Source organism: Rhizobium sp. WW_1, assembly GCF_003610155.1.
In the GTDB taxonomy this organism is placed as follows: domain Bacteria; phylum Pseudomonadota; class Alphaproteobacteria; order Rhizobiales; family Rhizobiaceae; genus Rhizobium; species Rhizobium tropici_A.
In genome coordinates this window covers 44711-57080 of sequence record NZ_RAIN01000023.1, presented here as the reverse complement: position 1 = coordinate 57080, position 12370 = coordinate 44711, and the positions used below count along the sequence as shown (strand labels likewise).

The 12370-nt window shown below is 59.7% G+C and carries 9 protein-coding genes; 7 read left to right on the top strand and 2 right to left on the bottom strand.

Annotation, left to right across the window (positions count from 1 at the left end):
* Position 1: 1 nt before the first annotated feature.
* Positions 2-1180: an acyl-CoA dehydrogenase family protein gene (locus BJ928_RS34550; protein WP_047636124.1), complete on the bottom strand. Its 1179-nt coding sequence runs from the start codon at positions 1178-1180 to the stop codon at positions 2-4.
* A gap of 309 nt (positions 1181-1489) precedes the next feature.
* On the opposite strand from BJ928_RS34550, the gene BJ928_RS34545 reads away from it, so the two are divergent.
* Genes BJ928_RS34545 through BJ928_RS34525 form a run of 5 tightly spaced genes read left to right on the top strand, consistent with a single transcriptional unit; the run spans position 1490 to position 6417 of the window.
* Entirely contained in the window at positions 1490-2845 is a 1356-nt protein-coding gene (locus BJ928_RS34545) for an LLM class flavin-dependent oxidoreductase (protein WP_047636123.1), read from the top strand.
* Between the two features lie 7 nt (positions 2846-2852).
* On the top strand, positions 2853-3692 hold the full coding sequence (locus tag BJ928_RS34540) for an ABC transporter ATP-binding protein (RefSeq protein WP_047636122.1): 840 nt from the start codon (positions 2853-2855) through the stop codon (positions 3690-3692).
* Between the two features lie 18 nt (positions 3693-3710).
* Positions 3711-4787: an ABC transporter substrate-binding protein gene (locus BJ928_RS34535; protein WP_047636121.1), complete on the top strand. Its 1077-nt coding sequence runs from the start codon at positions 3711-3713 to the stop codon at positions 4785-4787.
* A 32-nt stretch (positions 4788-4819) separates the two neighbouring features.
* Complete coding sequence (locus BJ928_RS34530) at positions 4820-5638, top strand: ABC transporter permease (RefSeq protein ID WP_047636120.1); 819 nt, start codon at positions 4820-4822, stop codon at positions 5636-5638.
* Positions 5639-5640: 2 nt separating this feature from the next.
* Positions 5641-6417: an ABC transporter permease gene (locus BJ928_RS34525; RefSeq protein WP_047636119.1), complete on the top strand. Its 777-nt coding sequence runs from the start codon at positions 5641-5643 to the stop codon at positions 6415-6417.
* Here BJ928_RS34525 and BJ928_RS34520 read toward each other — a convergent pair.
* Positions 6414-7529, bottom strand: a complete 1116-nt coding sequence (locus tag BJ928_RS34520; protein WP_047636118.1) for a rhodanese-like domain-containing protein — start codon at positions 7527-7529, stop codon at positions 6414-6416. The genes BJ928_RS34525 and BJ928_RS34520 overlap by 4 nt on opposite strands.
* Positions 7530-7837: 308 nt before the next feature.
* Here BJ928_RS34520 and BJ928_RS34515 point away from each other — a divergent pair, with 308 nt between their 5' ends.
* Together BJ928_RS34515 and BJ928_RS34510 are read left to right on the top strand one after the other, a co-directional pair.
* Complete coding sequence (locus tag BJ928_RS34515) at positions 7838-9091, top strand: acyl-CoA dehydrogenase family protein (RefSeq protein ID WP_047636153.1); 1254 nt, start codon at positions 7838-7840, stop codon at positions 9089-9091.
* Positions 9092-9376: 285 nt separating this feature from the next.
* On the top strand, positions 9377-12352 hold the full coding sequence (locus BJ928_RS34510; RefSeq protein WP_047636117.1) for a Tn3 family transposase: 2976 nt from the start codon (positions 9377-9379) through the stop codon (positions 12350-12352).
* The last annotated feature ends 18 nt before the right edge of the window (positions 12353-12370 follow it).

Here is a 12370-nt window from a genome sequence, read left to right as displayed (position 1 = left end):
TTCAGCGGTACATAGCCGGCGTCGGAAGCTCGCCGGTCAGCAGCCAGGTGCCGACCGTGCGCTTCTTGTATTCGGCGGGGTTGTGGAGCGTGTGGGTGCGGACGTTACGCCAGAAGCGATCGAAACCATTGGCAGTCGTCGCCGACCGCGCGCCCATGACCTCGAAGATCTCGCTGGAGACGGCAAGCCCGACCTCGCCGGCATAGATATTGGCGGTGGCTATATCGATGGCAGCGAGGCCACGGTCTTCACGTGTCAGCCCGGGTCCCTGGTTGAATGCCGCGTCGAGGCTGCGGGCAGCTTTGTCGGCCAGTTCGGTGGCGGCCAGCGTGCGAATATAGAGATCGCCATATTGCCGCTTGATCCAGGGATCGTCGGTATGATTTTCGACGCCGGAATAGATCCATGGGCGCGATGACGTCGTCGTGTAGGCGCTACCTTCTTCCAGCGCGCCCTGGGCGCTGCCGACGAAGACGTTAAGCAGCACGCTCTGCTGCAGCAGGGAGGTCAGCGATGTATAGGGTGTCAGCGGGATGGCGGGTGAGCTGATGAGCTCATCATCCTCGATCTCAAGATCGTGGAAGCTGACCGTGCCGCTACCGGTCTGGCGCTGGCCTATTCCGTCCCAATCGTCTTCGATGACGATCCCGTCTCGGTCGGCTGGAACGGCGGCCGTGAGGCGATCCCCCTCGGCGGTTTCGAACGAGATCTGGATATAGTCGGCAATGTGAGAGCCCGACGAGAAGGGGCGTTTGCCGTTGACAAGCCAGCCCTTGTCGATCTGCCGCCCCGATGAGGTCTTCGACATGGCATTGCCGGAATTGCCCCAGATCAGATTCCCGGCAGCCGAGGCACGCAGCAAATGGTCCTTCTGGGCATTCGAACCGCGGAAAAGAACGAGGTTCAGCGGCAGATGGTGATAGCCGAAGAGATGGGCGAGCGAACCGTCCGTGCGCGCGAATTCCCTGACGACACGCAGGATGGAAAGCCAGGAAGCACCCTTTCCGCCGTATTGGACCGGTATCTGCGCAGAGGGCAATCCGCTCTGCTTCAGTACGCGGATCTGCTCGGTCGGCCTGCCGCCAAGCTTGTCGCGTTGAACTGCATCCTGATGGAAAGCCTGCCTAAGTTCGATGGCTTTGGCAACGAATGGATCGGAACTGTCGGAATTGAAAGACATGTCTGCTCCACGCCGATGGATCGTCACGGCGCTGAGCCGCTCATGACGTGAAGGGTTTGGCGAGTGTCGTCCCAAGTCCAGCAATATCTATTTGGTCTCGCGGGAAGAAATTCTTTCCCGAGCAAGCATGCGCGCGGATAACAATATGAATGCCCGGACTTCATAAGAGGTCGCTGCGAAACGTTCTCCGTCCGATCGTTGCTGTGCGCGACGACAAATCCGAGGCGGCATCGCTAAATAGAATATAATTTCTATGGATTATTAGATTTAATGATTAGCCTTCCTTCCGCTACCACGAGGGAGAAGACGATGACGGGTAAACGACGCCAGCTGAGGCTCGGAGCATTTCTTTATCCGACGGGCCACCACATTGCTGCCTGGCGACATCCTCTCGCGCAAGCCGATGCAGGTTCGAATTTCAGCCACTACGTCGAGCTCGCGCAGATCGCCGAGGCGGCGAAATTCGATCTCATATTCATGGCGGATGGCGTCGGAACGCGCGGAGCGGACACTGAGGCCTTGCATCGGACGGCGATCCGCTATGTCGCCCAGTTCGAGCCGATCACGCTGCTGTCCGCGCTGGCTGCGGTGACGCGAAACATCGGTTTCGTTGCCACTGCCTCGACATCCTTCAACGAGCCGTATCATATCGCCCGCAAATTCGCTTCCCTCGACCATATCAGCGGCGGTCGCGCCGGCTGGAACCTGGTGACGTCCTCGAGCGACCATGAGGCGCATAATTTCGGCAGGGACGAACATTATGCCCATGCCGAGCGCTACGAGCGGGCGGAGGAATTTGCCGATGTGGTGCGCGGCTTGTGGGATACCTGGGAAGAGGACGCATTCCCTCGCAACAAGCAGAGCGGCGTCTATTATGATCCGGACAAGCAGCACATTCTCAACCACAAGGGCAAATACTTCAAGGTCCGAGGCCCGCTGAACGTCGCGCGTGCGCCGCAGGGACATCCGGTCCTGGTGCAGGCGGGTTCGTCCGAGCCGGGCAGGGAACTTGCGGCCCGCACCGCCGAGGTTGTCTTCACTGCGCACCAGACAATTGGCGATGCGAAGGCCTTCTATAGCGATCTCAAGGGCCGTCTGGCGAAATACGGCCGCGACCGCGACGATCTCAAGATCATGCCGGGCATCTTTCCCGTCGTCGGCAGGACGCAACAGGAAGCAGAGGAAAAATTCGCGCAGATCCAGGATCTGATCCATCCGGCCGTCGGCCTCTCCCTATTGAACGGCATGTCGGGTGGCGTTGACCTGTCGCAATACCCCATCGACGGCCCCGTTCCCGACCTGCCGGAAACAAACGGCAGCAAGAGCCGTCAGAAGTTGCTGTTCGATCTGGCGCGGCGCGAAAATCTGACCATCCGGCAGCTCTACCTTCGCATTGCCGGCGCACGCGGCCATTGGCAGATCGTGGGAACGCCTGTTCAGATCGCCGACCTGATGGAGGAGTGGTTCAGGGCGGGGGCCGCGGATGGATTCAATGTCATGCCGCCGCAGCTGCCCACGGGGCTCTACGATTTCGTCGAGCACGTGCTGCCGGAGTTGCGCCACCGGGGTCTCTTCCGCAGCGAATACGAGGGCAGGACCTTGCGTGAAAATCTCGGGCTGAAAGTGCCGGAGCATCCTGCGCGGCATGCCGTGGCTGCGGAGTAGCCGGGCGATGAGCAATTCCTTGCACCTCCAGATCTGTCACGTCACGCGCCGGTTCAAGGTCAACGGCGCGACATTGACGGCCCTCGATGATGTCAGCCTCGATGTCGCCGAGGGCGAATTCGTCACCATTGTTGGGGCGAGTGGCTGTGGGAAATCGACATTGCTGCGCCTGGGCGCCGGTCTCGACACTCCCACCTCCGGTTTCGTCGGCCATGCCGGACGGCCGGTCACTGAGCCGAGCCTAGAGCGAGGCATCGTCTTTCAGGAGCCGCGGCTTTTCCCCTGGTTGACGGTCGCGCGCAATATCGCGCTCGGCCTGGAAAACTCGGGGCTATCAAAGGCGGAGAAGAAAAGGCTGGTCGAATCCCACCTCGATCTCGTCGGATTGTCGAGCTTTGCCAACGCCTATCCACACCAGCTCTCCGGCGGCATGGCGCAGCGCGCCGGCATTGCCAGAGGCTTGGTCAATCGTCCGAATGCGCTGTTTCTCGATGAACCGTTCGGGGCGCTCGACGCGATTACCAAGACAAGGCTGCAGGACGAATTGCAGGACATCTGGGCCAAGGAACGCATCACCATGGTTCTGGTGACGCATGACGTCGAGGAGGCTGTCTATCTCGGCGATCGTGTCGTCGTCATGTCATCGCAGCCCGGCCGCATTCGCGACATTATCCCGGTGGACCTGCCGCGCCCGCGTGCACGAACCTCACCGAGGCTGGTCGACGTCCGCAACCGCGTTCTCGAAAGCCTCAATGCAACAACCGCAATACCTTCAGGTGCTCGCGCAACACCCGTTGCCGGCCAACGCACTCCTGAAGCACGGCCCGCAATCGCCGCCGCAGAATAGATAAAACGGAGAATGAGAATGAAGCTGCTATCCATCCTGCGTCTGGTTGCAGGGGCCGCAATCGCTTTAACCATGCTTTCGGTCTCCGCCCGCGCCGAGGACCCATTGGTCATCCATGTCGGCTATGCCGCGATCGGCGTCGACAACCGCCCCTATTCCGAGGGGACCTCGGCGGCGACGGCGCGCGCCGGTGACTTTCTGGAAAAGGAATTTGCCGGCGATCCCAACATCAAGATCGAATGGACCTTCTTCAAGGGCGCAGGTCCTGCCGTGAACGAAGGCTTTGCCAACGACCAGCTCGATTTTGCCTACCAAGGCGATCTGCCGGCGCTGATTGGAAGAGCGACCGGCCTGAAGACGCGGTTCCTGCTGGCGAGCGGCGCCCGCAAGCCGCTTTATCTCGCCGTCGCCAAGGGATCGGGCATCAAGACGATCGAGGATCTGAAGGGCCGCAAGATCGCGCTGCAGCGCGGAACCAATGGTCACCTTGCGGCGATCAAAGTTCTGCAGGCGCACGGACTGACCGAGCGGGATGTGCAGGTCGTCAATCTCGACAGCGCCGGAACCGTTGCCGCGCTGACCAGCAAGGACATTGATGCCGCATTCGGCGATACGCAGCTGATCAATCTGGCGGCCAAGGATAGCGCCGACATCATCTATACGACCAAGGGAGACGATCCGCGCTTCGGCCGCAATGCCGGCATCATTGGCCGCGAGGCTTTCATCGAAGCTCATCCGGAGATCACGCAGCGCGTTGTCGATGCCTTCGTCAAGGCGGCGCAATGGTCGTCCGAAGAGCCGAACCGCGCTCAGCTCTTCGAACTCTGGCATAAATCCGGCACGCCGGTGCCGATCCTCGATGAGTATTTCCGCAACGATACGCTGGCCTATCGCAATTCGCCGCTGATCGATGACCTGCTCGTCTCGCAATACAAGGAACAGGCCGTCAAGAGCAAGGAATACGGTCTCATACGCCGCGACGTCGATCTCAATGGCTGGTTCGAGCCGAAATATCTCGATAACGCGCTCGAGAGGCTTGGCCTGAAGAAATTCTGGCAGCCCTACGGCGCTGACGGCAAGCCGGTTGCTTCCTGAGCTGTGGCCATCGGCCTGCGAAGGGGACTTGCATGAGCGCGATGATTGAGACTTCCGGCCGGACCCGCTTGCGGTGGCCTTCCGCAAGGCTGCGGCGGCTCGCCATACTCGCGACAGGCTTGATCTTTCCGCTCGGCCTATTGGGCCTCTGGTGGATCTCCTCCACCAGAGGCTGGCTGCCGGAGCAGATCCTGCCGGCGCCTGCCTATGTCTACCAGACGGGCCGGGACATGATCCTGAGCGGCGAGCTCCTCTATCATACCGGGGTCAGTCTGGGGCGCGTCATCGTCGGCTTCACGATCGGCGCAGGACTGGGGCTGCTTCTTGGCATCGCCATGGGGCTCTCCGAGAGGGTCGAGGATTATGTAAAGCCGCTTTTCCTCGCCTTTGCGCAGATCCCGACACTCGGATGGATCCCGCTGTTGATGCTGTTTGTCGGCATCGAGGAGACGTTGAAGATCATCATCATCGCCAAAGGCGCCATTGTGCCGATGACGCTGAATACGCTGACCGGAATTCGCGGCGTCTCGCCTAGATATATCGAGGTCGGCAGGGCATTGCGCTTCAGCCGCTGGCAGATGTTGCGGCTGATCATATTGCCCGGCGCCATCCCCTCGATATTCACCGGTATTCGCTACGGGCTGACGCATTCCTGGACGGCGCTGGTCGGGGTCGAGTTGCTCGCCTCCTCGGAAGGGCTTGGATACCTGCTGGTCTGGGGGCGACAGATGTTCTGGCTCGACACGGTCATCGTCGCGATGATCGCCATCGGGCTTGTCGGTTTCATCATGGACAAGGGGCTGGATCGCGTCGAGTTGTCGATCCAGCGCTGGAAGCGACAGGAGATCTGACGATGGCCAGTGCCAGCCGTTTCGTCCGTTTCCGCCGCGGCATCACATTGCCGATCCTTCTCTTCGTCGCGTGGGAAGTCTCAAGCCGGACCGGCCTCGTCGATGCGCGTTTTCTGCCGTCACTGGAAGATGTCGCCGCCACCGCCAAGCGCGAACTGATCGACAATGATCTCATCGGCGAGCTTGGCTTCAGCCTGATGCGCAATATCGCCGGGTTTCTGATCGGCTGCGTGCTCGGGGTCGGCTTTGCGAGCGTGCTTGCCTTGTCGCGCATTGCCGATCGGCTGCTGATGCCGACCTTCAATGGGCTGAAACAGATATCCCTCCTTGCCTGGATACCGCTGATTTCGGTCTGGTTCGGCTTTGGCGAACAGGCGAAGATCGTCTTTGTCGCCCTTGCCGCCTTCATTCCCATTGTTCTCAATACCTATGACGGCATGCGCCAGGCACCGCCAGACCTTTTGGAGGTCGCAAGAGCGTTGAAGTTCAATGCACGTCAGAAGGCGCTGCGGATCTATATTCCGGCGGCCATGCCGTCGATCGCCACGGGCGTGCACCTGGGCCTGATCTATGCGTGGCTGGCAACCGTCGGGGCGGAGTATTTCCTCGCGGTCGGTCCAGGCGTCGGCGGGCTGGTCATAGCTGGTCGCGAGAGGTTCGACATGGCGCTTGTCATGGTCGGCGTCCTCGTGCTTGGCCTCGTCGGCTTCACCCTTAACCGTCTCGCCTATGCGCTTGAAGCCTACTTGTTGCGCTGGCGGCCGAAGCAGACCGCTTAGGTCACGAGCTCGCCCGACCTTGCGGCGCTTTGCCAATTCTGCGTGCGAAAGTCGACGAGCAACAGCGCTATCTCATAGCCGCGACGTTGGAGCCAATGGGCGACGGTACGGGCGCGCACGCCAAGCAGATCATCGATCAGAACGACCCGCGAGCCTCGCACTGCAATGGTACGGTAGGCAACACCCAGTAACTGCCCTCCTTCGGAGGACAAGGTTCCCTCAAGATGCGACTGTTCGAATTCCTCTGGTGTGCGCACGTCCAGCAGATAGGTGGTGCGATCGGGATCGGCAGCCCATTTCCTTGCGGTATCGATATCGATTTGAGGAAAGTGGTCTTGGCTGCTTAGCGTGGTGATATGCTTGCGTGCAAAGCCCCGTGCCTCATCACTTGGGTCCTGGTAGATGCGTGTCTTTCCGCTTTCCAGTTGAAGGCCCGCGGCCGTCCAGGCTTTCGTTCCGTCATGGAGGTATGAGACCGCATTTGGAACCTGTGCGTCGATGAGTGTTTGAGCTCCGAGGATGGCACGCGGTAGCCCGGCACATGAAACGACGACCTTTGTTGTTTCGGAGGGCACCACGTCCTTGTAGCGCAGAACCAGCTCCGCCCCCGGTACGCTGACAGCACCCGGTACGTGATCGCGCGCAAACTCCGCCACGGTGCGTGTATCGATAACGATGACGTCTTCACCGGCGTCTTGCAGCGTCTTCAGTTCCAAGGCCGTGATAACGGGCGTCTTCTTTTCCTTTTCGACGGCTTTGGAGAAATCTACGCCGGGTATGTCGAATGTGGGCAGGGGCGCTCCATTCCCCGCTTCCGTCCAGGCGGGTATACCGCCTCCGAGCACAAAGACATTTGGCCAGCCGGCAGCCTCCAGTTGGCTTGCCAAGCCCGAGGCGATCCCGTCGCCTGCATCGGCAAGGACCGTGCGGACGGCCTTGCGCGGCACGAAGCGGGAGAGTTCGCTGGTGACTCGCTCGGAGGGCAGGTTGGTCGCGAACAGCGGCGAGGCATAGCCGACAACTGCGGGGTCGCGAATATCCAATACGGCTAGCTCTCTGCCATCCTGCAGCCAACTGCGAAGAGTATCGCTGGAAATCGTCTTCTGGCTCATAATTTCGCTCCGCTGTGGGCTGTTTATGCGCACAAGCCTAGCGCTGGAGGCACCGGGTGACGACGACGACACCACGCGCAATCGCCTATCAAATGGGAAAGCATTTTCTTAGTCTATAAAATCTATAGATAAAATATTCTTACGATGAGGCCAATGCTTTCCTAGTGTTCCCGTCATTGAACAGCGGCGCCTTCGGCAGTGCAAATCGGATCTGCCGCGCCCTTGTTCGGCAGGCGAAGTCAGAGCGTTGGAAGGCAGGCTTATGACACATGATCGATTCGCACGGGCGCCCAATCGAGGACCATTTCATGACCCAGATCGATGAAGGCTGGGGCAGCGGCCCCAGTGCCCGATATGACGAGATCGCCGCGCGCTTCCGGTCGATTTTCGAGCAGATCGCCCAGTCCGCGATTGAGCGGGATCAGGAGCGGCGTCTGCCCTTCAAGGAAGTTGAATGGCTTCGTGAGGCGGGATTTGGTGGCCTTCGTATTCCCAAGGCTTATGGGGGCAGTGAACTGACATTGCCGGAGCTGTTCGCTCTTCTGATCGAGCTATCGGCTGCAGATCCCAACATTACCAATATTTTCCGCAGTCATCAAGGCTTTACGGAGGATCTCCTCAACGCCCCTCGTGATCTATGGCGAGACGAGTGGCTGTCACGTCTGGGCGGCGGTGAGATGGTCGGCAGTGGCTTCTCCGAGCTTGCCGGGGCCAAGGTGGGCGACTATGCGACGACGATCGTTCCAGATGGCGGCGGCTATCGTCTGAACGGCGAAAAATTCTATACGACCGGTTCGATCTATGCCGATTGGATCAATCTTGGCGCGGTGGACGGATCAGGCGAGCCGATCGCCGCCTTGGTCCCGACGTCGGCTGCCGGCGTCGAAATCCTCGACGACTGGGACGGCTTCGGACAGGCGCTGAGCGGCAGCGGTACGGCAAGATTCAAGAATGTCCGGCTGGAGAACTTCCATATCAAGCCGAATTCCGCGCGCTTTCCCTATACGACCGCGTTCTTCCAGCTTGTTCATCTTGCAAGCCTTGCCGGCATCGGTCGCGCCGCGGCTGCAGAACTTTCACGCCATGTAGGCGCGCGAGCCCGCATATATCCCCGTGGCAACGGTGCGGCGAGTGCGGACGATCCTCAGGTTCTCGAGGTGGTCGGACGGGTGAGGGGACCGGCTTATGCCGCCGGCGCCATCGTGCTGAATGTTGCAGCTGCGCTTCAGCGATCCTATGACGCCAATCTCGCCGGAATAGACCCGGACGAGACGAACATCCATCTGCTCGCGGAAATCGAATTGAGTCAGTCGGTGACGGTCATTTCGAAGCTGATCCTGGAAGCGACGACGGTGCTCTTCGACGCCCTCGGCGCGTCAGCCGCCAAACGAGCCACGGCTCTGGATCGGCACTGGCGCAATGCTCGCACGATTACGTCCCACAATCCGCGCATCTATCATGACCGTGTCGTCGGCGAATTTGCCGTCTCCGGCAAGAAGCCCGTTGCGGTCGGCTATCGAAAGATCATCACGCCCTTTGACACAACCAGCGAATTGGCTTGATGGAGCGGGCTGTGGAACACAGGGCAAGTGCTCCGGCCAGCCCTCGAGAAATTGAGATGACTGGCGGCAAAACAGTCGCGGATATGAGCGTGCGCCGAAACGGGGTCGGAACAAGAGCAGTCCGAAATCGTACGCTAAGGCCGAACGAAACAGGAACGATGCCGTAGATCGGATGTGCAACATCCGATCTCTGTGGATTGCCATCGACATGCGCCAGTTTTGATTTCTCTGTCCGGCCCGACTCGACAACGCTCGACGCAGATTGGTCATAAATGGAGTCGGGCTATGGCAAAGCGCAAGCTTCTCAAAGATCAAGATCGCCGGAAGCTTTTCGATATCCCAATCGACGAGGATAGCTTGATCCGACACTATTCGTTGTCATTGTCGGATCTCCTGGAGATCGAACTGCGGAGACGTAAGCACAATCGGCTCGGTTTTGCCATCCAGCTATGTGTGATGCGATACCCCGGTCGAGTGCTTGGAGCAGAAGAAACTCTGCCTCGCGCCATGCTAAAGTATGTTGCTGATCAGATCGGCGCCGCTCCAGAAGAATTTGACCTCTATGCACGCCGTGAAGAAACCCGTCGGGATCATATGGCGCGGCTAATGGCGTATCTGGATACGAGAAGCGCGACGCTGGAAGATCGCCGCGCTTCGCTATTGGCGGCAATTCAAGCGGCGACCATGTCCGACGACGGTGCCGCGATAGCCAGTTCGACTGTCGCCGCGTTTCGCGAACGCGGAGCTCTTCTGCCGGCGATCGATACGATCGAACGCATTGGCCTTGCCGGCCGTGCCATAGCCCGGCGCCGGGCAGAAAGAACCCTGATTGAAGACATCCCACTCGATAGGCTTCAATCACTGGATAGGCTGTTGGAGGTCGACCCGTCGATCGGCCAGACGCGCTTTCATTGGCTGCGTTCGGCGCCAGAAGCGCCGGCTGCGTCGAACCTCGTCGGGCTGACCGAGCGGATTGCTTTTCTACGGGGGCTGGAGATCGATCCGGAACTGCAGGCGCGCGTATCGTCCGGACGGTGGGACCAGATGATCCGGGAGGGCAACGCAACGCCGGCCTGGCTTGCCAACGACTTCAACGCCAGCCGTCGCCACGCTCTGATCGTGGCTCAAGTCATCAAGCTTTGCCAGAAGCTCACGGACGACGCGGTAACAATGTTCATCAAGCTGATTGGCAAGTTGTTCTCGCAAGCCAACAATCGAAAGAAGCAGCGACAGATGGACCGCAGAGCGAATACCGCCAAAGCGCTGCGCATGTTTCTGGATACGATCACCGCACTGCAGTCCGCCAACGACTATGGTCGGAACGCATTGGATGTTCTCGACCAAAGAGTCGGCTGGGACCGGCTGCTTCGGATGAAGCCTGAGCTTGAGTCGATGGTCGACGACAACGAGGCACCGCCGTTGACCGTGGCAGCCGAACAATACGCGACCGTCCACAAATACATTGGTGCATTCCTTCAGGCCTTCACGTTCCGCTCGGCGCATCGCCACGACCCGCTTCTTGCGGCAATTGCACTGCTGAAACGGCTTTATGCCGAGAAGCGGCGGACACTCCCGGATCGCGTGCCGATCACCCACCTCGGCCAAACTGATCGACGGCTTATCTTCGAACAGGAAAAACCCGATCGCCGTCTCTACGAGATCGCAACGCTCGTGGCTTTGCGAGACCGGCTTAGATCTGCGGAGATCTGGGTCGACGGCAGCCGAACTTTCCGGCCGATTGACGAGCATCTGATGCCGCGGTCGACATTCATCACGATGAAGGAAGAAGATCGTCTCGGTTTGGGGGTCCAGGGCGACGGCGCGCAGTGGCTTGCCGAAGCGCGTCAGATGCTCGAGTTCAACCTGCAGCGTCTGGCGCATAGAGCACGGTCCGGAAAGCTCGAAGGAGTTCGTCTTGAGGCCGGAACGTTGATCGTCACACCAACCGTCGGCGGAGTCCCCTTGGCAGCCGAGGAACTGAATGCCGAGATCAGCGACATGTACCCGTTGGTTGAAGTTCCCGACTTGTTAAGGGAAGTGCATGAATGGACCGGCTTTGCGGATCACTTCACGCATGTTCGCACCGGCGACGTCCCGAAAAATGTCTCTGCCATGCTTGCTGGCGTGCTGGCCGATGCGACGAACCTCGGGCCAAAACGAATGGCGGGCGCATCCAAAGGGATCAGCGCTCACCAGATTGGGTGGATGCGCACATTCCATGCGCGATCGGAGACCTATCGCGCGGCGCAAGCGTGCATCACCGATGCCCACACTCAACATCCGCATTCCCGCCTGTGGGGCAATGGCACAACGTCATCGTCCGATGGCCAATTCTTCCGCGCGAGCGACCGAGCCGCGAAGCGCGGCGACATCAATTTGCATTACGGCAGCGAGCCCGGTTCGAAGTTTTATAGCCATCTGTCAGATCAATATGGCTACTTCAGCATTCTGCCCATCAGTCCGACCGAGAGCGAGGCGGCCTATGTGCTCGATGGGCTCTTCGATCAGGACACGGTCCTCGACATCCAGGAGCACTTTACCGACACGGGCGGTGCCAGTGATCATATCTTCGGGCTGTTCGCCTTGATCGGAAAGCGGTTCTCACCGCGACTGCGCAATCTCAAAGACCGGAAGTTCCACACGTTCGAGAAAAGCGATGCATATCCGGCGCTGTCGAACCACATCGGGGCGCCGATCAATGCCGATCTGATCCTCGATCATTGGGACGATCTGCTCCACCTCGCCGCGTCGATCACGACGCGGTCCGTGGTGCCGTCTACGATCCTCAAGAAACTGTCCGCATCTCCGAAGCAAAGCCATCTCGCGAGGGCGCTCCGCGAACTCGGTCGTATCGAAAGGTCGCTCTTCATGATCGAATGGTACTCAAGCCCGCCACTACGGCGGAGATGCCAAGCGGGTCTCAACAAGGGCGAGGCTGCCCATAAGCTGAAACGCGCGGTCTTCTTCCACGAGCGAGGCGAGCTCCGCGACCGATCGTTCGAAAGCCAGGCGTTCCGCGCCTCTGGTCTCAACCTCGTGGTCAGTGCGATCGTCCACTGGAATACGCTCTATCTTGATCGCGCGGTCAAACAGCTGAAACGAGCGGGTCGAGATATTCCTGATACCCTGTTGAAACACATCTCGCCGCTCAGTTGGGAGCATATCAACCTTACCGGCATCTACACTTGGGACGCCGAACATCAGATGCCGAACGGATTTCGATCGCTTCGTCTGCCAGCCGGACTGCGGCGGGTCGCATAAGTTCTCATTCCGTTCGCC